Origin of the sequence: Moraxella ovis (assembly GCF_900453105.1) — a bacterium.
Classification (GTDB): domain Bacteria; phylum Pseudomonadota; class Gammaproteobacteria; order Pseudomonadales; family Moraxellaceae; genus Moraxella; species Moraxella ovis.
In genome coordinates this window covers 1,385,134-1,409,319 of sequence record NZ_UGPW01000001.1, presented here as the reverse complement: position 1 = coordinate 1,409,319, position 24,186 = coordinate 1,385,134, and the positions used below count along the sequence as shown (strand labels likewise).

General features: G+C 46.1%; 22 protein-coding genes and 4 pseudogenes. 11 read left to right on the top strand and 15 right to left on the bottom strand.

The window, feature by feature from the left end:
* Positions 1-175 precede the first annotated feature (175 nt).
* Together DYD54_RS06740 and DYD54_RS06735 are read left to right on the top strand one after the other, a co-directional pair.
* Complete coding sequence (locus DYD54_RS06740; RefSeq protein ID WP_063514274.1) at positions 176-514, top strand: P-II family nitrogen regulator; 339 nt, start codon at positions 176-178, stop codon at positions 512-514.
* An 81-nt stretch (positions 515-595) separates the two neighbouring features.
* The gene (locus DYD54_RS06735) at positions 596-1,816 is read left to right on the top strand and encodes an ammonium transporter (protein ID WP_228703622.1); all 1,221 of its coding nucleotides are present in this window, start codon (positions 596-598) and stop codon (positions 1,814-1,816) included.
* Positions 1,817-1,828: 12 nt separating this feature from the next.
* Here DYD54_RS06735 and DYD54_RS06730 read toward each other — a convergent pair whose 3' ends face one another.
* The 11 genes and pseudogenes from DYD54_RS06730 to DYD54_RS06680 form a co-directional block, all read right to left on the bottom strand.
* A complete protein-coding gene (locus DYD54_RS06730) occupies positions 1,829-2,275 on the bottom strand; it encodes a 3-hydroxyacyl-CoA dehydrogenase NAD-binding domain-containing protein (RefSeq protein WP_063514272.1) in 447 nt (148 codons plus the stop codon).
* A 9-nt stretch (positions 2,276-2,284) separates the two neighbouring features.
* Positions 2,285-2,443 (bottom strand): 3-hydroxyacyl-CoA dehydrogenase NAD-binding domain-containing protein, encoded by a 159-nt coding sequence (locus DYD54_RS11920; RefSeq protein ID WP_084260648.1) that lies wholly within the window; start codon positions 2,441-2,443, stop codon positions 2,285-2,287.
* A 100-nt stretch (positions 2,444-2,543) separates the two neighbouring features.
* Entirely contained in the window at positions 2,544-3,077 is a 534-nt protein-coding gene (locus tag DYD54_RS06720) for a YqhA family protein (protein WP_167541392.1), read from the bottom strand.
* 445 nt (positions 3,078-3,522) lie between these two features.
* Complete coding sequence (gene rnhB / locus DYD54_RS06715) at positions 3,523-4,305, bottom strand: ribonuclease HII (RefSeq protein WP_063514270.1); 783 nt, start codon at positions 4,303-4,305, stop codon at positions 3,523-3,525.
* Positions 4,302-5,391 (bottom strand): annotated as a pseudogene (lpxB, locus tag DYD54_RS06710) (lipid-A-disaccharide synthase). The gene rnhB and the pseudogene lpxB overlap by 4 nt, the downstream one beginning before the upstream one ends.
* A 256-nt stretch (positions 5,392-5,647) precedes the next feature.
* Positions 5,648-6,358: a Smr/MutS family protein gene (locus DYD54_RS06705; protein ID WP_063514269.1), complete on the bottom strand. Its 711-nt coding sequence runs from the start codon at positions 6,356-6,358 to the stop codon at positions 5,648-5,650.
* A gap of 48 nt (positions 6,359-6,406) precedes the next feature.
* Positions 6,407-7,038, bottom strand: a pseudogene (locus tag DYD54_RS06700) (DedA family protein).
* Positions 7,039-7,284: 246 nt separating this feature from the next.
* Positions 7,285-7,998 (bottom strand): CPBP family intramembrane glutamic endopeptidase, encoded by a 714-nt coding sequence (locus DYD54_RS06695; RefSeq protein WP_063514268.1) that lies wholly within the window; start codon positions 7,996-7,998, stop codon positions 7,285-7,287.
* 107 nt (positions 7,999-8,105) lie between these two features.
* On the bottom strand, positions 8,106-8,948 hold the full coding sequence (locus DYD54_RS06690) for an outer membrane beta-barrel protein (RefSeq protein WP_063514267.1): 843 nt from the start codon (positions 8,946-8,948) through the stop codon (positions 8,106-8,108).
* A gap of 185 nt (positions 8,949-9,133) precedes the next feature.
* Entirely contained in the window at positions 9,134-10,006 is an 873-nt protein-coding gene (locus DYD54_RS06685) for a DMT family transporter (protein ID WP_063514266.1), read from the bottom strand.
* Between the two features lie 79 nt (positions 10,007-10,085).
* Positions 10,086-11,165, bottom strand: coding sequence for a 3-deoxy-7-phosphoheptulonate synthase (locus DYD54_RS06680; protein WP_063514265.1), 1,080 nt, complete (start codon positions 11,163-11,165; stop codon positions 10,086-10,088).
* Between the two features lie 331 nt (positions 11,166-11,496).
* On the opposite strand from DYD54_RS06680, the gene DYD54_RS06675 reads away from it, so the two are divergent.
* The 3 genes from DYD54_RS06675 to DYD54_RS06665 all read left to right on the top strand — a co-directional run bounded on the left by DYD54_RS06675 (position 11,497) and on the right by DYD54_RS06665 (position 13,719).
* Positions 11,497-12,492, top strand: coding sequence for a polyprenyl synthetase family protein (locus DYD54_RS06675; protein WP_063514264.1), 996 nt, complete (start codon positions 11,497-11,499; stop codon positions 12,490-12,492).
* Positions 12,489-13,304, top strand: coding sequence for an EamA/RhaT family transporter (locus DYD54_RS06670; RefSeq protein ID WP_218563647.1), 816 nt, complete (start codon positions 12,489-12,491; stop codon positions 13,302-13,304). The genes DYD54_RS06675 and DYD54_RS06670 overlap by 4 nt, the downstream gene beginning before the upstream one ends.
* 166 nt (positions 13,305-13,470) lie before the next feature.
* On the top strand, positions 13,471-13,719 hold the full coding sequence (locus tag DYD54_RS06665; RefSeq protein WP_063514263.1) for a putative hemolysin: 249 nt from the start codon (positions 13,471-13,473) through the stop codon (positions 13,717-13,719).
* 46 nt (positions 13,720-13,765) lie between these two features.
* Here DYD54_RS06665 and DYD54_RS06660 read toward each other — a convergent pair whose 3' ends face one another.
* Positions 13,766-14,233, bottom strand: a complete 468-nt coding sequence (locus DYD54_RS06660; RefSeq protein WP_063514262.1) for a WG repeat-containing protein — start codon at positions 14,231-14,233, stop codon at positions 13,766-13,768.
* Positions 14,234-14,251: 18 nt separating this feature from the next.
* A complete protein-coding gene (locus DYD54_RS06655) occupies positions 14,252-15,025 on the bottom strand; it encodes a WG repeat-containing protein (protein ID WP_063514261.1) in 774 nt (257 codons plus the stop codon).
* A 102-nt stretch (positions 15,026-15,127) separates the two neighbouring features.
* Between DYD54_RS06655 and DYD54_RS06650 the strand changes: the two genes are divergently transcribed.
* The 6 genes and pseudogenes from DYD54_RS06650 (at position 15,128) to DYD54_RS06625 (ending at position 21,937) form a co-directional block, all read left to right on the top strand.
* Complete coding sequence (locus DYD54_RS06650; RefSeq protein WP_063514260.1) at positions 15,128-17,161, top strand: UvrD-helicase domain-containing protein; 2,034 nt, start codon at positions 15,128-15,130, stop codon at positions 17,159-17,161.
* Positions 17,162-17,259: 98 nt separating this feature from the next.
* Positions 17,260-19,578, top strand: coding sequence for a site-specific recombinase (locus DYD54_RS06645; protein ID WP_370446593.1), 2,319 nt, complete (start codon positions 17,260-17,262; stop codon positions 19,576-19,578).
* 97 nt (positions 19,579-19,675) lie between these two features.
* The gene (locus DYD54_RS06640) at positions 19,676-20,005 is read left to right on the top strand and encodes a TfoX/Sxy family protein (protein WP_063514258.1); all 330 of its coding nucleotides are present in this window, start codon (positions 19,676-19,678) and stop codon (positions 20,003-20,005) included.
* A gap of 161 nt (positions 20,006-20,166) precedes the next feature.
* Positions 20,167-21,300, top strand: a pseudogene (locus tag DYD54_RS06635) (NADH-dependent flavin oxidoreductase).
* A complete protein-coding gene (locus tag DYD54_RS06630) occupies positions 21,279-21,548 on the top strand; it encodes a hypothetical protein (protein ID WP_063514257.1) in 270 nt (89 codons plus the stop codon). The pseudogene DYD54_RS06635 and the gene DYD54_RS06630 overlap by 22 nt, the downstream one beginning before the upstream one ends.
* A gap of 68 nt (positions 21,549-21,616) precedes the next feature.
* Entirely contained in the window at positions 21,617-21,937 is a 321-nt protein-coding gene (locus DYD54_RS06625) for a thioredoxin family protein (protein ID WP_063514256.1), read from the top strand.
* A gap of 71 nt (positions 21,938-22,008) precedes the next feature.
* Here the strand turns inward: DYD54_RS06625 and fghA are convergent, their stop codons facing one another.
* Positions 22,009-22,854, bottom strand: coding sequence for an S-formylglutathione hydrolase (gene fghA / locus DYD54_RS06620; protein WP_063514255.1), 846 nt, complete (start codon positions 22,852-22,854; stop codon positions 22,009-22,011).
* 61 nt (positions 22,855-22,915) lie between these two features.
* Positions 22,916-23,978: pseudogene (locus DYD54_RS06615) on the bottom strand (S-(hydroxymethyl)glutathione dehydrogenase/class III alcohol dehydrogenase).
* Positions 23,979-24,186 lie beyond the last annotated feature (208 nt).

Below are 24,186 nucleotides of genomic sequence, written 5' to 3'. Positions count from 1 at the left end.
ATGCTTGCAAACAAATTCGTGAAAATTTTACATATTATTAAATTTTATATAGTAATAAGTTAAATTAATAAATAACCAATTTTTTATTAAGATAAATCATTTTTTATTTTATATAATCTTTGGCATACTATGACTTAATTAATCAGTTTTACTTATGTATTAATAGGAGTTAGTTATGAAATTAATCACCGCTATTATTAAGCCGTTCAAATTAGACGATGTTCGCGAGTCGCTGACATCGATAGACATACATGGCATGACGATCACAGAGGTTAAGGGCTTTGGCCGTCAAAAGGGTCATGCTGAGATTTATCGTGGTGCTGAGTATGTGGTGGATTTTTTGCCCAAGCTAAAAATTGAAGTGGCTGTTAGCGATGATTTGGCTGATGAAGTGGTTCACACCATCACAAACGCTGCCAATACAGGTAAGATTGGCGATGGTAAGATTTTTGTACAGCCACTAGATGAGATTGTTCGTATTCGTACAGGCGAAATGGGTGAAAATGCTTTATAAAACTAATAAGGGGTAAAAGCAATGAGAAATTCAGTAGGTCGATTTGGTTTGGTGGGGGTGGGGTTGTTACCTGCCTTGGCGATGGCGAATGAGTCGGTATTAGATACCGGTGATACAGCCTGGGTGTTGACAGCGACGGCGTTGGTCTTAATGATGACCATTCCGGGGCTTGCACTGTTCTATGCTGGTATGGTGCGTAAGAAAAATATCCTATCTACCATGATGCATAGTCTGGGTGCTGCGGCTGTTGTTTCGATTGTGTGGGTTGCGGCTGGTTATTCGTTGGCATTTTCAGAAGGTGCCATGAATACATTCGTGGGTGGTCTTGATCATGTGATGCTGCATAATATTGGGCTGGATGAATTGGATGGCAGCATTCCCAAGCTATTAACCGTAATTTTTCAGCTGACATTTGCGGTTATTGCCATGGCGATCTTAGCGGGTTCTTTGGCTGAGCGAATCAAATTTAGCTCATTCATGGTGTTCGCTGCGGCTTGGACGCTACTGGTGTATGTGCCTGTATGCCACTGGGTGTGGGGTGGCGGCTGGCTGACTGGCGATGCGCTAGACTTTGCCGGCGGTACGGTGGTTCATATTAATGCGGGTGTGGGCGGTCTGGTGCTGGCTTATCTGTTGGGCAGTCGCCGTGATTATGGTAAGGGCAATCTTGCGCCTGCGAACTTGGCATTAACACTCATCGGTACAGGTCTGATTTGGGTGGGCTGGTTCGGCTTTAATGGTGGTTCTGCGCTCGGCGCTAACGGTAATGCGGTGATGGCACTCATCACCACTCAAGCAGCTGCGGCAGTGGGTGCGATAGCTTGGCTGATGGCAGAATACGCCAAGCGCGGTAAAGCGTCCGCACTAGGAGGAGCGTCTGGCGCTGTGGCAGGCTTGGTGGGGATTACACCTGCAGCAGGCTTTGTGGATGTGTCTGGTGCGATGGCGATTGGTGTATTGACTTCTTTGGGGTGTTTTGTGATGATTTATTATGCCAAAAAACGCCTGCGTGTGGATGATGCACTGGATGCGTTTGGGCTGCACGGTGTGGGCGGCATCATTGGTGCGGTATTGACAGGGGTGTTTGTGAGTCCTGCGCTATATCCCGAGATTGCCGATGTGTCGTTATTAAAGCAGCTTTGGCTACAGGTTGAGGGTGTGATTGCTACCTTAGTGTATGGCGGTGTGATGACATTCGTGATTGGTATTATTATTAAGAAGACCATGGGTCTGCGCGTGAATGCCGAAGAGGAATATCAAGGTCTTGATCTGGCCATCCATGGTGAGAAAATATCAGATTAGTAATCTTACTCATCAAAAAACCAGTCGTAATGACTGGTTTTTATGTGTTTGCTTTATTCGCCAAGTCGATTGCTCTTTTTTGACCAACACAGGCACCATGCCCATCTGTTCACCAAAAGCGATGGTTTGGTCGATGATTGCCTGATGGGTGTCCTTAGTACCCATAATCTCAACAACATTTTGTTTCCAGATGTCACTGCCAAAATGCATCGCCAAAAAACGAGAAACATCGCCAGAGCTTTGACTGAACTTGCTGGGCAAGATGGTGAAGGTGTTGGTGGCAAAGATGCAGTCTTTTTTGGCAAGCTGCCCCACACTCTGCCAAACTTGTTGCTTTAAGGACAGTTTCTCTGGCACAGCCTCAATGATGATGTCGGCATTTTTAACCGCTTGCTGCAAATCGCTGGACTGACTCAAACGCTCAAAGGCTTGCTCGATTGCAGCATCATCAGTCCCCAAATCACGACGCTAATGATGGGACAATGCTTCAAAGCGTGTCTTGGCAGCTGTCAATGCTTCATCATTGATGTCATAGCTGACAACCTTGACCCCATGAAAGGCAGCTTGAAAGGCGATTTGTGCTCCAAGCACGCCAGAACCGAGAACGGTCAGATGTTGAATGCTCATAAAAAACTCCTATTCTTGATTTGACCACGATTTGACTGACTCGTCTTTTGACCTATGACCTGTTGTCTTAGGTTTTGTCATCGACCAAACAGCACATCGGCTAATGCCGCATACTCTTGACCGCAAAGATGATTGCACCCATCATCGTGGCGATAGATAAGGACAAATAGAGCGTCTCAATGACCGCTCCCCGTGCAACCAACTGTTCTAAAAATATGATTACCAAAATCAACAAGGAGACTTGCAAGATGTTGATTTTGACATCATGATAGCTGCTGATGTGCAAAGCTTGCAAAAATTTTGATTCTGATGGCGGCGTGTTTGATAAAAACAAACCATAATGTGAAATGCTGATGATTTGGAAAGTCAAAGCGATGAACAGGTTGTCCAGTGCTTTGAGCATATAAACCGCCTGATACTGCAAATCGGTAACCTTGGTGGGCATATTTGACGAAAAGTCGGCAATGATGTGTCCCATCACCTTAAAAGATGACAAATACAGCAATATAGAAAAAATCAAGCTGGCAATGACGATGAGCCATACCAAAAAGCGACTTTTATGAAAGATGTGTTCTACCATGAGATTGCCTGTATTGTGATGTCCGTGCGGTGCTGCACATTTGTCATAAGTCATGCTCAATCGTTCGTACCTGCACCATGAATGAATTGCATTCATCAAAAGCAAGGGCTTATGAACTGAATTGGCATAAAATGATAACTGTTTGGTTTGTTGAGTATGTCATCTCTATGCTTCATTTTAATGAAAAACTGCTGATTGCTCATGCAAGGCAAATGAGCAAGGCAGTGATGAGATGGTGCATTTGTATTATATCACAAAAAAGTAGGCGACGGTTCTAAACAGATGGGACGAATTTTATCTGCCTTTTGGCAGATTTGAATCAAGCCTTGATGCACGGCTTTGTCATCGAGAGTTTGGTTGTGTTGTCAACATTCATCTGATGTGTTTTGGTGGGCTGATTTTTATGAGTGTGTCAAAAGACAAGACAAAAAAGCCAAACCCGATGCACCATGAACATCATGAATGGATGAAAAAATCTTTCGTCCATGTTAGGGCTGTGTCAGAGGTGTGTGAACGGGTTTGCCGTGTGGGTGAGACCATGCGGTGCGTGTGCTTCTTGTTGTCGCTTTGTCATCAGTAAAGTGCGAATCGGATTGAAGCTTTTGCGATGCTCTGGTAAGATGCCGTGTTCAAAGATGGCTTGGGTGTGAGCTTTGCTGGGGTAGCCTTTGTTCTTGTCCAAAAGATAGTGGAGATATTTTTGGGCAAAGCGGTCCATGGCGGCATCTCGATGCACCTTTGCCAAGATGCTGGCACAAGCAACACTGGTATGAATGCCGTCGCCTTTGACGAGGGCTCGTAGGTTGTCTTGATGATGAACGAAATCATTGGATAAGATTGGTACGGTGTTGCCATCGATGATGACAACTGCATCATAAGGCATGATGTCATTGAGCTGTATAAGGCTTTCGATGGCAAGACGCATACCAAGCAAAGTTGCTTGATCAATGTCAATCTCATCGATGACATGGGCTGGAATGTCAACGATGGCGTAGCTTTGACAAGTCTGCTTGATGGCATCATGAGCAGTAGTGCGTTTTTTGGCAGAGAGTTTTTTGCTGTCGTTGATGCTGGCAATCGGCGTGCCAGTTAGGTCGACGACATCAAATTCGCCAGTCATCTCATCATCTAGTATCACCGCAGCGACCGTCATCTGACCAAACAGCGAGCCACGACCGACCTCATCGACGCTGATGGTGAGAATGGTTGATTCTGCTGGGTAATTTTTGTGCAAAAAGCACACGCAATCATGGCGGTGGGTGTCTTTGGTGTGAGCTGTCATGAATACCTCTTGGTGCTTGATTGAAAATGGGTCAAAATGGCATGGGCGGCGTCTGACTGGTTTTGTTGCAGCTGGGTTAGAACATGACGAAGCTGCTGTTGCTGACGCTCTGGTTGATTTAAAATGCCCAAAGCGGTGGTTACGATGTCGTGGGGGGTCGCTTGCTTTTGAATCAGCTCTGGCACGATGGCAGGGCCAGACTGTGCCGCCAAAATGTTGGGTAGGGCGACATAAGGTGTCTTCACCAGTCGTTTGGCGATGAAGTAGGTTAAGGCATTGATTTTATAAACCACAATCATCGGTGATTGTAGCATCAAGGCTTCAAGTGTTGCTGTGCCACTGGCTAAGATGGTCAAAGTGCTGATTTGCATGGCGTATTGACTGGCGGTGTAGTTTGCGTCAAAGTCGGTCGATGCCTGCCAGTCTTTGGGAGTGAGGGTTTGTAGTGCAGAGGTCAGGTGGGGTGCGTGCAGCTTGATGATGGCATCGACGGCGGCATGATGCTCAGTCTTGGCAAGTGGCAGTATCGCTTTTAAGGACGGATTGAGCTGATACAATCTGCCGAAACTTGCAAGCAAAACGGGCAATATGGCGTGAATCTCACTCATTCTAGACCCTGCCATCAGACATAGCGTGTCAGCACGGCGAATAAGCCCTTTGGGGCGTAGTGATTTGATTAGTGGGTGCCCGATGCAAACTGCGGGGTGCTGGTGCTTGGCATAAATGGGTAGCTCAAAAGGGAACCAAGTCGGTTGCCGCTTTGATGCCATGAATGCGATTTTCACGCCATGCCCAGATGCTCGGACTGACCATCTGGACACAAAATATGCCTTTGGGCTTTAAGACTTTGCCAAGTCTTAGATTGAAATCTGGGGCATCAATACCGACAAAAATGTCAATTTCGTGATGCTCAAATGCCGATAAAATCTCACGCTTGGCGGACAGTAGGTCTGGCAGATGCTTGACAACCTCAAAGATGCCCATGACCGACAGCCTTGCCATGTTAGCGACACAGACAAGACCTGCCTTTTGCATTCTTTCGCCGCCAACTCCCACCCAGCACACATTTGGGCAAATGGCGTGCATTTGGTGTATGAAATCTGCCCCTAATGCATCGCCTGAAACCTCGCCAGCGACGATGCCGATGGTCAAACACGAGTTCATGACAACTCCTTGGTGGTCGTTGATCTTGTCAATAAACACATTGTGCATCTCTCCTTAAAGCTTGAAAACTGACCATGCAATTTCATCGCACCGCCGTTTTGTGATGTGCCAGAACGCATCGTCTGACCATCGGTCTGTGGTCATTCGCTGGGATTGTTATGTCATTGGCTATTGTTATTTATTTTGTGACCTGATTGCGTTTGAGTAGCACCAGCACCGCCCCTGTGCCACCGTCATTGACTGGGGCGGAGACGAACGCCATCACCTCGCTGATTTGGCGAAGCCAGCCGTTGACACAGGTTTTGATGATGGCGTCTGAACCTTTGCCATGAACGATTTTTATGACCGTCTCACCGTTTTTTAGGGCATTTGAGATGATGGTTTGAACCGCTGTGCGAGCCTCATCAATGCTGGTACCGTGTAGGTCAACGGCATCATACCAGCGAAGCCTGCCTTGTTTTAGCTGTTCAAAGACTCTGTTTTGTAGGGTTGGATTCTTGTGGCTTAAAAACGCCTCGCCTGCCACAGGATTGAGCAGTGCCTGCATATCAGAAAGATTGGCACTCGCCAACTCCTCGCTTCCTTCGGCATTGGCACGGCGAAAGATGGCGGTGGGGTCCTTGGGGTTGGTCTTGGTGCGGTGGTCGATTGATTTTTCGTGCTTTAAAGGGCGAACGCCGCTCATTGCTTGCATGAACAGCACTTTGTCCTCATCGATGCTTTCGTGATTAAAGCGTTTTACTTGGCTGGCTGCTTCTTTTTTGCCCATCACGGCAGCGGTGGTTGGCTTGCTTTTGGCATCCATCTCTGGTTTGGTGGAGGATTTGCCACCCATTTCTTTGAGCTGGGTTTGGGCGTCTTTGGAGAGTAAGTCTTTAAATGTAGTCATGATGATAACTGTCGTTACATAGATGAGTGATTAAAAATAGATGAGTGATTAAGCCATGGGTTTGATTTTTTGCTTGATAAAGCTAACGACAATCGGCAACACACTAAACCCGATAATGCCAAAAATCACATAAGTAAAGTTATCCTTGATGACGGGCTGATTGCCAAAAAATAGCCGAGTAGCACAAAGGATGTAATTCACAAAAACCCGCCAATGACGTTATAACTGATAAACCGCTTATAATTCATGCTCCCTGCTCCTGCCACAAAGGGGGTAAAGGTGCGAGCAAAAGGCAAAAAGCGGGCGAAAATCACAGTTTTGCCACCGTGTTTTTCAAAAAATGCTTGGGTTTTGAACAGGTAGTCTTTGTTAATAAAGCGGTAATTTTTTTCAAAAACTTTTGGACCGATGTATTTGCCAATGTGATAATTGAGCGTATCGCCAAGTACCGCCGCCACAAACAGCAGAGCGATAAGTAAGGCAGGATTTAGCTCGCCTGTAAATGCCGCCAATGCCCCCATCGCAAACAGTAAACTATCCCCTGGTAAAAACGGCATGACCACCAAGCCTGTCTCCACAAAGATAATCAAGAACAAAATGCCATGAATCCACAAGCCATAATCCGCCAAAAATACAGCTAAATGCTCATCAATATGTAAAATAAAATCAAAAAGTTGCAGAATAATGTCCATGGCGGTCAAGTTGTGATAAATGGGTGCAAATTATAACAGAAAATGACGGATTTTAAGTGATTTTATATGGGGTATGCCCAACCTTTATAACACTATTTATAAAATAGAAATATTTTAGAAATAAATGAATTGTTTTTGCATGAACTGTTTGTCAAAAGCTGGGGCTAAATCTTGATTTTAATTGTAAATACAAAAGTTGGGTACGCCCTATGTTTATCTTGCTCTTTTTTACCATCACACTTCGCTTGGCAAAAAGAATGATAAAATCCCCGCCCCAAATACATCAAACACCGCATGAGCCAGCATGAACGGCACCAGATTTTGTACCTTACGGCGGACAAGAATGAACATTAGTCCTGTCATCGTGATGGCGATGGCAGATGGTATGCCTTGATAGACATGAAAAATAAAGCGGACAAATAGGCTGGTGGCTATCGCAAGCGTGCGATGCTCAGGTTTGACAGCGAAGGCAAGTCCCATAAAAAGCAGCTCTTCAAAAAAGCCGTTTAGTAGTGAAAACAGCACCAGACTAAGCGTAAGCTGACCAAAAATACCAGAGATGGACAGATGAGCGGTGCTGATGTCGGCAAAGGGGTGGTAGCCTGTCAAGAGATAATGCCAGCCGTACAGCACGGCATCGGTAGTCATCGCCCCAATGATGATGAGCAGTAGGGTCAAAGGCAGGGTGTATCTATCCCAGCAAAAAGCCAATAATGAAAAATCAAAGCGTCGCCACGCTAGATATGCCCCTGCAATCGCCAGCAGGATAAGCTCGGTGGCGATGCTCAGATAATTGGCGGTGTCATCAAAGGTGGTGGCGGTGATTGTTTGTTCGGGTGTGGCATACAGATAGCCTGTGATGGCAACATAGCTAAAATAACCAAAAAAGATGACAGATAGGATAATAAAGTCGGTGTAGGTTAGGGTGGTTTTGTTGGATTTGTTCATGGAAATTAAAAAATGGTTGTTTGTTATTATTTGAATGATGATAAATTGTAACCACAAGCAATCTGGCGACTGCCTGTGGCTGTATTTATGATAAAAGTGAGCTTGTTTTAGAAAGTGTATTGAAGTTTGACACCAAATTCATGGGTGTAATTTTTAGGCTCGCTGTATGCTGCGATGACATCATCGCCATCCTCGTCCTTTTCGATGCGATATGCCGTATCGGAGACGGGCACACGCCAGCCACGATAATAGGGTGTGTAGCTGATTTTGTGCTGATTACCTCTGGTGCGACTGATGGGCAGTTCAACTTCCACACCTTTGGCATGGTGCTGTTTTAGGGTGATGGTATCATCGCCAAAATAGGAGTATTGGCGACCACGAATGCCGTGATTATAAGAGATTTTTGGGGAAATCTCCAAGCCATTTGCCAAGGCAACTTTTGCTTCAACACCAATTTGAGCATAAGTGGTCTCGTTCTTGCGGTCATAGTCCTCAGGGTCAATCCGAGAGTTTAAATCTCTAAGCGCTCGATGTCCGATACCTGCCTCGCCAATGAGTGTAACATTGGAGCGAACAGGTTTTTGGTAGCCATAGACAGCACGCACATCATAAGCACGGCGGGGAACGTCTTTTTGGTGTGCCGAGCCATAAGGTGTACCCTCTGGGTTTTCTTTGCTGGGGTTTTCCCCGCCTGTATAATCAATCTTGCCTTTGGCGTACCTACCTTCTAGCTTGACACTGTGAGCGTCATTAAAGTGGTATTGGGCGGCAGCATTTAAGCCGTATAGACGACCTTTTTGCTGCATAACACGCCGACCATCTTCATACTCTCGGTAGGTTTCTTCGTGAGTTTCAAGACCCAAACTTACATCAAGTGGTGCAGTAGCAAATGCTGTTTGAGCGGTCATCAGCCCACCAATAATCAGCATTGGTATCATAGTTGTTTTCATGTGTTACCTTATTGTTTTATTGTGATAAAACCATGATGATGACATGGTTTTTTGGTGTCAAAAACCCATTTAAGATGAATTTTGACCAAAAATCATGTATTGAATTAACTGATGCATAACTTTAATATGTATTATAACATAAAAATTGATTTAGAAAATATTCTCATTGAATTTATTGGTATTGGCTACCTCTTCCCACTCAGCACCCCACTTGTCACAATCATACCAATACCAACAAGGCTTAATGCGTCTAATCGCTCGCCAAACAGCCATGCCCCAAAGACAATGGCAAATACCACGCCAAGATAGGACAGTGTCGCCACGACAAATTTTTGCCCGACTTGATAAGCATAAGTCATTAAAAGTTGCCCTGCTAGGGCGGTAACGCCAATGCCAACAATATAAGGCAGACTTGCTAGGCTCACAGGCGTAAAGCCAAAATACCACGCCAAAACGCCTGATGTCAGCGTGGATAATAACGAAAAATAAAACACAATCCGCCAAGCAGGTTCGCCAAGCAAAGACAGCTCTCGCACTTGCAGATACGCATAACCGCTAATCGCCCCACTACCTAGCCCCACGAGCATGGCGAATGTATCACCGCCTGTGGTGGGTTTTAGTAGAATCACCACACCAATGAAACCTAAAATCAAAGACAGCCACGCCATGGGTGATGGTTTTTGTTTTAGGATGATGATGGAGAGTAGTCCAAGGAATATCGCTGAAGTGTTCTGCAGGGTGCTTGCGGTTGCTAAGGGTAGGTGTAGCACTACATAAAAGTTCATCAGTAGAGCGACCGAGCCAGCCAGTGACCGCCAAAAATGATCTTTTGGATGATTAGTGCGAAAATCTCGTCCTTTCATCCATGAAAATCCGCCCAATAACACCAAGGCGAACGACACTCGCCAAAATGTAATCTCATAGGTGTTCATGCCAAATTTCTGCCCAGACAGCTTGATAAATACAAGCATCAAGGCAAAGGCAAGGCTAGCTAGCACCATGTAAAATGAGCCGAAGAATGAGCCTTGATTGGGGTTGGTGGGAGTGGGGTTTGACATGATGAATTTGATTGTTAGCCTAAAAAACAATAAAGGCGAATTGCTCCGCCTCTATTTGATGTATCAATGCATGTCGCGATTAGCGATTTGGTAGATGATCTTTCACATCTTTGGCGAATTGGCGTAGCACGTCAACCGTTGCGTCCCAATCTAAGCAGCCGTCTGTTACTGATTTGCCATATTCTAGCTGGCTTAGGTCGGCAGGAATGTTTTGGCGACCGCCTTTTAGGTGGCTTTCGATCATCAGACCCATGATGGATTTGTTGCCATTTTGGATTTGACCTGCGATGTTTTGGATAACCATTGGCTGAAGGTATGGGTCTTTGCCAGAGTTGGCGTGGCTGGCATCTACCATGATTTTGCCGTTGGTTTTGCCACGGGCAAGCTCATTTTCGGCGGCAGCAATGGCAGTCTCATCATAGTTTGGTTGGTCGTTGCCACCACGCAGTACGACATGGGCGTATTTGTTGCCTTTGGATTTAATGATAGACACTTGACCGTCTGATGACAAACCTAGGAAACTATGCCCTGACTTAACGGCTTGCATGGCGTTCACAGCCACGGTCATTGAGCCGTCCGTACCGTTCTTGAAGCCGACAGGGCAAGACAGGCCGCTTGACATCTCGCGGTGAGTCTGTGATTCGGTGGTGCGTGCGCCGATGGCAGACCAGCTGATAAGATCTTGCATGTATTGCGGTGTGTTAGGGTCGAGGGCTTCGGTGGCGCAAGGTAGGCCTTTTTCGTTTAATTCAAGCAGAAGCTTGCGAGCCATGCCAAGCCCTTTTTCGATGTCGAAGCTGTCATTCATGTCAGGGTCGTTAATCAGACCCTTCCAGCCGGTGGTGGTGCGTGGTTTCTCAAAGTACACGCGCATCACGATGAATAGCTCGTCTTTCAGCTCATCCGCCAATACTTTCAATTTGTCCGCATACTCATGAGCAGCTTCCACGTCATGAATAGAGCAAGGACCTATCACGACTAGGATGCGCTTATCTTCGCCGTCTAGGATGTTTTCGATGACTTTTCGGCCATGAAGTACGGTGTTAAAGGCTTGGCTGGTCAGTGGATAGGTGCGTTTTAGTTCTGCAGGGGTGATGAGCGGTGTGATTTTCTCGATGTTCACGTCGTCGATTTCGGTATGATGAGTTAAAAATGACATAGGGGTACCTTGTGGTTGGCAGTGCTTATTGCGGCACACAAATACACTCAAATAAAAATGCAACCATTATGCACACAATGAACCCATTTTACAAGCCTTAGCAGGGCAAAAACTCGCGAAAGCTCCCAAAAAATTTAAATTATTCACGAACATCGCATCAAAAATCTAATTATGATCGAATTAATTCAAAAAATATAAATATCAGTTAATGATATCTAAATAATAAAACTGATCGGTTTCGTTGCTAGGATTGATTTGTCTTTGAGTAAATGCGTTGGCTGTGGTATGATAAATGGATTTTGTTTACTGTTGATTTTTTGAGAAAAATAACATGACCACGCCCACTTATTCTGAGATTTTATCCGTTGTTGCTGATGATTTTGCCGTCATGGACAAGCAGGTTTTTGGCTCGCTAAATTCCAAAGTTCAGCTCATCATGAAAGTGTCTGACCACGTCATCAACGCAGGCGGTAAGCGTATGCGACCCTTGATGACCCTGCTCATCTCACGCATGATAAAGGATGAGCAGTATCAGCCAAGCCTAGAACTTGGGGCGATTACCGAGATGCTCCATACCGCCACGCTCGTGCATGATGACGTGATTGATCAGTCTGGCATGAGACGGGGGCGACCGACCGCCAACGCCACTTGGAACAACGCCACGGCTGTACTGGTGGGCGACTATCTCATCGCACGCTCGTTCAACCTTTTGACGGGGTTTGGCGACATGACATTATTAAAACTGTTCTCGGACGGGACGTGCGACATTGCCGAAGGCGAAGTCTTGCAACTGCAACACCAACACAACATTGAGACGACCGAAAGCGACTACCTACAAATCATTGACGGCAAGACTTCACGGCTTTTTATGATGGCGTGCGTGGGGGCGGCTCTCCTTCATGGTAAGCATGATGATAAAGAGCTTCTTGCTAATTTGTCTGGTTTTGGGCAACATTTTGGCAATGCCTTTCAGATGATTGATGATGTGCTGGACTTTATGGGCGACAGTCGAACGATGGGCAAAAATCTGGGCGATGACCTAGCCGAAGGTAAGCCGACCTTGCCGATTATCAAAACCTTAGAAATTCTAAAAGCAACCAAATCTCCTGACTATGACAAGCTAAGAATCGCTGTCCAAACAGGCAAGGTAGATAATGCTGACGAGCTAATTGATCTGGTCAGATCATCTGGGGCGCTAGACTACTGTAAGGCGCGCGCATTAGAAGAGACGAAGCTCTCTCAAGAGGCACTTGCCAAGCTCCCTGATAATAAATACCGCCATGCGCTGTATCAGCTGACGGAGCTTGCGAGCGCCCGGCTGTTATGAGTTATCTGGTTCTTGCCATCAGTGCCAGCGTACTGGTGTCTATATTCCTAAAAATGGCGCGCAGCCGTGGCATCGATGTCGTTCAGGCGATCTTAATTAACTACATCACCGCCATTATTTTATGTATTTATCTATTAAAGCCGAGCTTTGATGTTAGCCAAATAATGGCAAATGGCGCATTTATTTTTGTTGCCTTGGGTGTGCTGCTGCCTAGCGTATTCATCATCATGGCAAAAGCGGTGCAGATGGTCGGTATCGCCAAGTCAGACGTGGCGCAGCGTTTGGCGTTATTTTTGCCGATATTGGCGTCATTTACGATCTTTGGGGAGGATTTGACGCTGGCGAAGGGCGTAGGTCTTATTTTAGCATTCTCATCGCTCATCGCTTTGACCTACAAGCCAGTCCATCATACAGATGTTAAAGTATCCGATATGACTGACTTTAAGCGCGCCGCCGCCATTCTGGGCGGGGTGTGGCTGGGCTATGGTGTGATTGATGTTCTGTTCAAGCAGATGGCAAAGCTTGGCAATGCGTTTCCTGATACGCTGTTTGCAAGCTTTGTGTTGGCGTTTGTGCTGCTCTTTGTTTATCTTGTGATGAACAGAACCGAATGGCAACTAACAAGCCTGGCTAGCGGCGTGCTGTTGGGCGCGCTCAATTTTGCTAATATTTTATTTTATATCAAGGCGCATCAAGTCTATAAAGATGACCCGACATTGGTATTTGCTGGCATGAATATTGGCGTTATCTGCCTCGGTGCGGTGGTTGGTCTGGTGATATTTAGAGAAAAATCTCAAAAATCAACGGGCTAGGTATTCTATTAGGTGTGCTGGCGGTGTGGTGTCTGTTCTATCTAAGATAGTGAATAATACCATGGTGGTTCAAGCAACCATTGATAACGTTTCTTGTACAAAATATTTGGCGATTTACATTCGATTTGTGGTGTAATTAAATTTTAAACCTACCTGGGAGCATAAGATGAAAAAAGTAGCACTGTCGATGATGGCAACGTGTCTGGTATTGGCAGGTTGTCAGACCATTAAGGACTATAATCCACTAAAAAAAGAACCTAAAGCTGATGCTTCCAATCCTGCCAGTGTGTTCTGCGTGGAGCGTGGCGGTAAGTCGGTCATTAAGACCGCCAAAGACGGCAGCCAATACAGTGTGTGTCAATTACCCAATGGGCCAACCGTTGAAGAATGGGACTTTTATCGTAAGCATCACTAAAAACAAAAAACGCCAACCTGATGATTGGCGTTTTTATTGGATTGGCTTAATAGTCAATACTAACTTCGCCTTCTATCCCGTCTTTAAGGGTATATATTGTGCATTGGCGTGGTTGATTGTTATTTTTTGGAAATAAGTCAAAAGGCATAAAGCACATTGGCGAGATTTTAACGTTGTCATACACCATAGGCAATACAGATGAGCCTGTACGCCCAACAACACCAAATTTACCGTCCTTTGAGATGATAATCAGATGGGTAAAGAGGTCTGATTGTATGTTATCATAGATGAGAGGGATGACAGTTTTGCCTGTTTTATCAATTGCACCAAGATGTATTTTATCGCCGGACTTTTTGGCAACAAAGGTAATGGGTTCGTTATTGATGCTGGGGTTTGTTATGGCTTTGATTTTTAAAATGGGTGCATAAAATGGCAAAGCTAAATCATAATCTAGCCCAACCACCAATTTGCCCGTTTTATCAATAAAGCCGTATTTGTCATCTTTGACCGCCAAAGACAGCTCATCGGTAAATCAATAAATAAAATCATAATCTAAACCAAAATCAACCATGACATGATATGGCTTGTCAAAATCAACGCCATGATATTGGTCGGTAGCAAATTTTATCATGCCCCATTTGCCATTTTTGGAGACAGGTAAAATGCCTTGCTCTATTTTGCCGTGTTTATCATATTCAAAAGGCAAGATAACTTCGCCTTTGTCATCATATATGCCATATTTACCTTGTTTTTTGGCAAAATAAGCAGATTTGCTTTTATATGCTTTAATAACCTTTACATCATGTAATTCATCATTTGTCAGGTCAATAACGACTTTGCCGTTTTTATCAAGCACGCCATAAAGTCCTTGTTTTTTGACGATATAATGCGAATCTTGTCTTATTATGTCATCATAAACCATATCAATGATGACTTTGCCGTCTCTATCAATCACGCCATATAAGCCTGATTTGACAGCAATCATGTCAGTGCCAGCAAATTTTTCAATCTCATCATAAATGAGCTTGATGATAACATTACCCTGTGCGTCTGTATAGCCGTACTTGTGTGTGATGGGGTCTTGTATGGGGTTGAGTCTAAGTTGGCTTTTGGCAAGTTGCAGTGCTCGTTGTCTTGCTGTTTCTTCTGCCCGTTGCCTCGCTCTCTCTGCTGCTTGCATTTGTGCTTCCAATTGGCTTGGGGTTTTTGGTAGGTTATTTGATGGAGTGTTGGCATGGGAGATATTTACCAAAACCAGTACGGCGGTTAAAAGGGATTTGGTAAAAAGGGTGGGGCGTTTTTTCATGAGTATTTTTCCTAAAATGATGAGTGTATTTTACCACAAACTTTTGCCCAATTTGCCAAAATCCATTATAATAGCCAACCATTTGCCCGAAGAATTTAGATTATGAGCCAACTAAACCCCCGCCAACAAGAAGCCCTAGCCCATGTTTCAGGCCCTTTGCTCGTTCTGGCAGGGGCAGGGTCGGGCAAAACGTCTGTGATTACCCAAAAAATCGCTCATCTTATCCAAAACTGCAACACGCCTGCCGAGCGTATCACGGCGATGACTTTCACCAACAAGGCGGCTCGCGAGATGAAAGCGCGTGTCTCTAAGCTCTTGCCTAGTGAAAAAACTCGCGGATTGACAGTGTCTACTTTTCACCAGTTTGGCTTGCAGTTTTTGCGTTATGAGCTCATGCACACACCGCTGAAGGCGAACTTTAGCATCATGGATTCGGACGATTCTAAGCGGCTGCTGATGGAGCTGATGATGCGAGACAACATGAGCGGCGCCGAGAGTCGCGAGCTGGCTGGTAAGGCGATGAAATTCATCTCTGATTGGAAGAATGACTTGGTATCTCCTGAAGATGCTGCGCAAACGCTGTCCGACCCAGAAGATCTGATGTTCGCCCATCTGTATGGGCTGTATGAGCGTAATCTGCGCGCGTACAACGCAGTGGATTTTGATGACTTGATTGTGCTGCCTGCCAAGATTCTAAAAGATAATGAGATGGTGCGTGACAAATGGCAGCGCCGCATTCGCTATCTACTCGTGGACGAATATCAAGATACCAACACCGCACAGTATGAGCTGGTTAAGCTGCTGGTCGGATCATCAGCGAGATTTACGGTGGTCGGTGATGATGACCAATCCATCTACACATGGCGCGGTGCTAAGCCTGAGAACATGGCGCTGCTTAAGCAAGACTTCCCCAATCTGCATGTCGTCAAACTCGAACAAAACTATCGCTCCACCAACCGCATTCTAAGCGCGGCGAATACGGTCATCGCCAATAATGAGCATATTTTTGATAAGGCGCTGTGGTCGGACAAGGGTGAGGGTGAGCGCATTCGAGTGATTACTTGCCCGTCGGATTTTGATGAGGCGGAACGCGTCGCCAAAGAAATCGTCGCACACCGCCTGCGTAACGGCAACACATGGGATCAGTATGCGGTGCTGTATCGCTCGAATTTCCAAGCACGTGTGCTAGAGACCGAGCTGCGTCAGCTGAATGTGCCTTATAAGCTCTCGGGCGGTACGTCATTCTTTGCGCGTACTGAGATTAAGGATGTGATGAGCTATCTGCGCATCATCCTAAATCCTGATGATGACGCGGCGTTTTTAAGGATTATTAATACGCCGAAGCGCGGTATGGGCTCGGCGACGCTTGAGAAGCTGGGTCTGCTCGCCCAAGAATATGGCATCTCGCTGCTGTCTGCGTGTTCTCATGCGGGTCTCAAGGCGGCTGTTGGTGCTAAGGCGAGTAATACTTTGTATGCATTTGCTGATTTTATTGAGCGTTACACGCGTGAGCTGTATGATAATGCTGATCCCATGCCATTGGTACGTCAGATGATCATCGAGACGGGTTATATTGATTACATCAAAGAAGACAGCAAAACCCCACAACAAGAAAAAAACCGCCTTGACAACATCGAATCCCTCTACCAGAGCATCGCGACACTCATCGACCGCGCTGAAGAGGATGAGGATAAGACCATCGAAGCGGTGATTCGTAAGATGATGCTGCTTGACATGCTTGAGCAGCAACAAGAAGAAGATAACACCAATAAGGTGAACCTAATGACGCTCCACGCCGCTAAGGGGCTTGAGTTCGATTATGTGTATATCATCGGCGTCGAAGAAGAGATTCTGCCACACCGTAATTCGCTCATCGAAGAGAACACCGAAGAAGAGCGTCGTCTCATGTATGTGGGCATCACGCGTGCCAGATTGGAGCTGACTTTAACACTTGCCCAAAAACGCCGCGCAGGACGTGATTTTAAGCAGACGACCCCGTCACGATTCTTAGAAGAGCTGCCAACCGACCACATGGATTACCCAGGCAGATCAGGCGTCAAAAAAGACCCAAAACTGGTCGCCCAAGACTACCTGTCGAACATTCAAGCCATGCTTGCAGCCAAGCGCGGCGGCTAATAACAAAAGTCGCAATCATATAAAGACATAACTGAAATAAAAACTGTGCTAAAATGACTGCGACTTAAAAACTAATTATAAAAAGAATTTGGAGAGAATTGGTGCAAAGTGTTGACCATTCTGAATTGGAACATGCCTTACAGCGCATCACCGCCCTAAAAGAGCTGCCTGAACCACAGGCGCTCAAGGAGCTGGTGGATCTCTTGCGCGTGAATGATGGCGACGAAGAGATCGCCAATGATAAGATGGATGAGCTGATCGAATTCATCGAACAAAAACCCGAATATGGCGCATCGCTTGCTGCATTTATCCTAAGGCTAACCAATAAATACAACCAAGTCACTCTATATACCGATACGGGCATCGCCTCAGATCATAGTTTTTCTTATAGTGTTAATCGTCTGATAGGACATCGATTCTTGCCACTATTGCCCGATGAGGATTCGGTGGTGGAGCTGGCAAGTTACCTATTTAATGAACGCAGCGACTTGCGTTGGGTGCGCATGATTGATGAAGACAAGTGGGACAAGCTGGTCGAGCTTGTGCATGTCGATGAATCGGATCTAGCACTGGTGGCGACTGCTAAGAATAATATCCTAAACGCCATCGTTATCTTATCTTATCGCATCAGTGGCATGGGTCTGCATCCTGATTTGATGTCTGCTTATCCGCAGATGCTTAACCACTCTGCCGCCTTCGTCGCTCAGAACCAAGAAGCAGTTTTATTCGTGAATCAATACCGTAAAGCGCATGAGCTTGACCTAATGACGGACATCATGCCTGATGAGGACATCAGTCCTGCACCGCTGCTTGTTATGTTGGAGCAGTGCGAGGAGATTGCCACCAGCGTACGTAAGCGTATCTATAAGACGGGCATTTCTATTCGCCTGACGAACATGCTTGTGCGACTAGAGCAGAGCTTGCATCGCATGCAGGTATTGATTGAGCTGGTATCAGACATCGACAAAAAACGCGACAAAGCCATCGTGGAGCTAACTGCTCAGATTGTGCGCACCGCCAAGACACGTTATAGCTTTGGTTATCTGATTGAGAATAATACCAAGCTGCTGTCGCGCAAGGTTACCGAGAATGCCAGTCGTGTCGGCGAGCATTACATCAGTACTGATCGCATAGGCTATCACAAGATGTTCAAAAAAGCGGCGATCGGTGGCTTTTTTATTGCTTTCATGGCGACGATGAAAATCCTAGGCTCGTCATTGGTGCTGGCACCGATTGGCAAGGCATTCATTAACAGCATGATCTATGGCTTGGGCTTTGTGACGATCCACATTGCAGGCGGTACGGTTGCCACTAAGCAGCCTGCGATGACGGCTGCCGCCATTGCCTCGACCATCTCGCATGGTGCTGGCAACAAAAAAAACCAGCAGCTCACCAAGCTTTCTGAATTGATTGTTGATATCTTGCGTACGCAGTTCGTGGCTATTATGGGTAATATTTCGATTGCGATGCCGATTGCGCTGATGATTGCCTATGCTTGGCTATATTTCACGGGTGCGCCGATGATCGATGGCTCGAAGGCGGCGCATCTGCTGCATGAGCTTGATCCGATTCGTTCATTGTCACTGCCGCATGCGGCGATCGCAGGCGTGTTCTTGTTCTTATCGGGGCTGATCGCAGGTTATTATGATAATCTGGCCGCCTATAATAAAATCGGTGAACGCATTCGCAGACATCGCTTGTTGTCACACATCATGCCTAGCAAATGGCAAGATAAGCTCGGTGGTTTTATTGAGGCGAATCTGGGCGCGATCATGGGTAACTTTATCTTTGGTTGCTTCCTAGGTAGTACAGCGACGATCGGCTACATGCTTGGGTTGCCGCTGGATATTCGCCACATTGCTTTTGCGTCAGCGAACTTCGTGCATGGGCTGTTCTACCTATCGCCACAGGATTTGACGTGGGGGCTTGCGCTACTGTCCTTCGGTGGCGTGCTGCTTATCGGTATGGTGAACCTGATGGTGAGCTTCTCCTTGGCGTTGTTCGTGGCACTGCGCTCAAAAGAAGTGGAATTCTTCGAGTGGAAGAAGCTAAATAGCTTGATATGGAAGCACTTCTTGGTCAATCCTTGGGACTTTTTCTTTCCTAGAAGTGAGTCGGTGAAATATGCCCAGATTGATAGTGAAGGGCGTGTGATCTATGAAGAGGTGTCAGATGAAAAAGAACCCACCACGCGTGTGCTGCCTGATAACTATGTCGTGCGTCGCCTAGGTCGTAAACCTAAGGACAAAGACAAAGAGCAGGAAAAAGATAAGTCAGGTGATGAGAATAAAGGCATTCGCGAGGCGATCGCTGAACATCATAGCGATGATGAGGAGATTGAGACAATAGAGGTGAGAGAAGATCAAAATACCACGCCACTACCCAAGCCTGACAAGCCACCAAAACTACCTAAGTAATGCTATAATCAAAACACTACCCATCACTGGGTGGTGTTTTTAATTTTTCAACGACTGCGCTTGGCGATATGCCGTAATGTGTAAAATTAAGGGGGATATGTCTAATGATTTTGTCAGGTTTATTCAAGATGAGCTGAGTGATTATTATAAATTAACTTACAAAAAGATTTTCGGCGAGCATTGTCTGTTCTATGGCGATAAGATTATTGCGATCATTACTGACGATGATGAGATCTTTGTGAAAGTGGATGGACAGACGCGTCATGAGTTTGCGCAGGCGGGTGGTCATTCATATACTTATGTTGCTCAGGGCAAGCAGCGGGTCATGCATTACATGAGCGTGCCAAGTGAAGTGATTGATGATCGTGATGAGCTTGTGCGTTGGTTTCAATTGGGTGTTAAGGCGTTAAAGAGCGCGGATGGATAATCCAAATGCGATGATAAATGCAGTCTATTAAGCCAATATATTACCGCTTGAACGATGATGGTAAGATGATATTACACAGCGATGACGGTGCATGTGGGTGCGATTTGATATAATGTCACTGCTACAATTAGCCACAATTAAATCCGATAATAGAGAATCTTATGAATAATACAAATAATATATTAACCCCGTTTGTCTTAAATAACGGCGTCAAAGTACCCAACCGTCTCGTTGTCGCTCCGATGACGCATTATGCATCGAATCCTGATGGTACATTATCTGATGAAGAGCGTGATTTTTTGGTGGGTCGCTCGGATGATTTTGGGTTATTCATCACAGCAGCGACCTTAGTTCACCCAAGTGGCAAGGCGTTCGTTGGTCAGCCGTGCGCCTATGATGAGCAGTATTTGCCGAGCCTGACTCAGATTGCAGACATCATTAAGAAGGGTGGTGCGAAGGCAATCTTGCAGATTCATCACGGTGGCCATCAGTCTTGAGCTGAATTTGGCGAAGTGATTGCGCCGTCTGCCATGGATAACGGCAAGCAGATCGCTCGTGCGATGACGGTGGATGAGATACGCGCTCTTATTAACGGCTTTGGCGTGGCGACTGACCTTGCGATACGAGCGGGCTTTGATGGTGTAGAGATTCACGGCGCGAATAATTATCTTATCCAGCAGTTCTTCTCACCCTAGTCGAATCAGCGTGATGATGAATGGGGTGGCAGCCTCGAGAACCGCCTTCGCTTCGTGGATGCTGTCATACAGATGGTAGATGAGGTGAGAACCAAGCACGTCAAGCCTGACTTTATTGTCGGTTATCGTTTATCCCCCGAGGAAGCGGGCGAGCAGGGACTGACGATGGCGGACTGTTTTGATTTGATTGATTATCTGGTTCAGCAACCATTGCAATATCTGTATGTCTCGCTGTGGGGCTTTTATAAGAAAGCTCGCCGCGGTGCAGACGCGAACCTTACTAGAATGTCTCTCATTCACGAGTGCATCGCTGGACGTCTGCCACTGATTGGGGTGGGCTGTCTGCTGTCCGCTGATGATGTGAATCGTGCTTATGCGACAGGGTGGGCTGAATTCATTGCGGTTGGTAAGGCAGTGATGATTAATCCCAATTTCGCCACATTGATGAAAACTGACGAATACGATAAGATCAACACTGCCATCGATCCTGAGTGCAACCACATCTACAAAATCCCAAGCCAGTTGTGGGCATACCAACAAAAAGGACTTGCCTACTTGCCGCCTTTAAAGGGCAAACAGTGGCAGCCTTTGGATATTTGATTTGTGGACTTGAAAATATCAAGACAGACAGCATAAAGATGACATTAACCAGCACTAACGCGGAGCAAGCCATGAGCAATCCCAATCTTAATACAACAGATACAAATAACACATCCTTTGACAGTCTGGACATCGATAATCTAGACTTCGATGCCATGCTTGGCGACTTCGCTGATGCAACCGTTGAAGGCGGTTTTGATGCAGACAGTGCTGAGGATGACTGCGCAGGCGGTGCTTGTAAAATCTAAATCAGATAACGAACCGCCTTTATGGGTGGTTTTTTATTTTATACAGAATTAATCGAATGGAATAAGTGATGAGAATTGTAGAGGATTTGGGTCAGATAGAGCAGACCATCACAGAGCATGGCATCGTTCTGCTGTACGTGCAAGCGCCGAACTGTGGTGTGTGCAAGGTGTTCTTGGAGCGGGTGAGGGGTATGGAGGCGGATTTTGATGATGTGCAGTTCATGCAGACGAACATCGCGGATGTGCCAAGTATTGCAGGGCGTTTCCATGTGTTGACCGCGCCTGCTGTGTTGGTGTTCTTATTGGGAAAAGAGATGTATCGAGGCGCCAGATATCTAAAATTAGATGAGATCAAAGAAGTTCTGCAAGACTGCCAAAGTTTACAATGATTATTTCTATTCATACCATGGAGCAATAATATAAAGACCACCAAATCGGTGGTCTTTATATTATGCAAGGGTTATCCCTTTAGGATTTTGGCATGAAATTCAATATGTTCACGAATGAAGCTTGCGATAAAATAGTAGCTATGATCATATCCGCTGCGCAGATGAAGCGTCGCATTAAAGCCAAGCTCGTTAGCTTTTTGGATGAATTTCTCAGGTTGTAGCTGCTCAGGGTAGAAGCTATCCGCCAGGCCCTGATCTATCAGGATGGGTAGGTCTTTGCGGGTGCATTTATCCAGTAACTGCAAGCTATCATATTCTGACCATGCTGCCGCATCATTGCCTAGGTAAGCACTAAAGGCTTTTTTACCCCAAGGGATGTCGCCTGGGTTGACGATGGGTGCGAAGGCAGAGACGCTCTTGTATCTTTGTGAGTTCTTCAGAGCAATCTGCAGTGCGCCATGCCCACCCATGCTGTGCCCGAAGATGGCGCGCTCGTCAGTCACAGGAAAATGACTTTCGATGATCTTTGGTAGCTCATGCACCACATAGTCATACATTTGGTAGTGCTTAGCCCATGGTTCTTGAGTGGCATTGACATAAAACCCTGCGCCTTGCCCCAAATCATACGCATCATCATCAGCCGCGCCATCACCCCTAGGCGATGTATCAGGCATTACCAGTGCAATGCCATGCTGACTGGCGAACTGCTGGGCGTGCGCCTTCGTGGCGAAATTCTCATCGGTGCAGGTAAGACCAGACAGCCAATATAGCACCGGCACTTTTTTGCCGTGAAGGGCTATAGGTGGCAGATAGATGGCAAAGGTCATCGTGCATTGGTTGGTATCAGAGAAATGCTGATAACGCTTATGATGCCCATCGAACATCTTGTAGTGGTTGATTTGGGTGAGTTTATCCATGATTATCCTATCAATATTGTGGTAGCCCTTAGAGTGTCTAAGGGCGGGGTATTTGAATGAATTAGAAATGTATCACTGAACGGATTGACTTGCCTTCATGCATCAGATCAAATGCGGTATTAATCTCATCAAGTGGCATGGTGTGCGTGATGAAGTCCGTCAGTTTAAACTCGCCTTTCATGTATTGGTCGATCATCGCAGGCAGCTCAGTGCGACCCTTCACGCCGCCGAACGCCGAACCACGCCATACACGTCCTGTCACCAGCTGGAATGGTCGCGTGCTGATCTCAGCACCTGCAGGCGCGACACCGATAATGATGCTCTCGCCCCAGCCTTTATGGCAGCATTCTAGCGCTGAGCGCATGACATTGACATTGCCGATGCATTCGAATGAGAAGTCCACACCACCGTCTGTCATGTCAATGATGACTTCTTGGATCGGCTTGTCAAAGTCATTGGGGTTGATGCAGTCAGTTGCGCCCAATTCCAAAGCTTTATCAAATTTATCCGCATTAATATCAATGCCAATAATGCGACTTGCACCTGCCATTCTCGCGCCGATGATCGCTGCTAGGCCGATACCACCAAGACCAAACACTGCTACGGTGTCGCCTTGCTTGACTTTGGCGGTCTTGGTAACAGCACCGATGCCTGTCGTTACGCCACAGCCCAATAGGCAGACTTCTTCTAGAGGTGCTTCTTTTTGGATCTTGGCAAGCGAGTATTGAGAGACGACTGTGTATTCTGAGAAGGTGGATGTGCCCATATAATGATAAATAGGCTGACCATCCTTAAAGAATCTGACCGTACCATCTGGCATGAGTCCTTTGCCCTGTGTGGCGCGCACTGATGAGCATAGGTTGGTTTTGTTGGATTTGCAGAATTTGCATTCTCGGCATTCGGCAGTGTATAGAGGGATGACGTGATCACCAACAGCAAATTCAGTCACGCCTTCACCAATCGCTTCGACGATGCCTGCGCCTTCATGCCCAAGCACGCAAGGGAATATGTCTTCAGAATCCTGACTGCTCAAGGTGTGAGCATCAGTATGGCAGACACCTGTGGCCACGATGCGCACTAAGACTTCGCCTTTTTGGGGGTGGCATGAGGTCAAGTTCTTCGATTTTTAGAGGTTCGTTGGGCGCCTACGCGACCGCAGCACGAGTTTTAATGAGGTTTATGAATGCACCTTAATTCGTAAAATTAAAAAAGTTTATTGGATGTGTATCATATCAAATCAAGAGTTATAAAAATAATTGTTTTAGGTAATTTTGGGCTTCAATAAAATTAATGTGCCATTGGCTTTTATGAAGTTTTTCAATGAATTTTGGC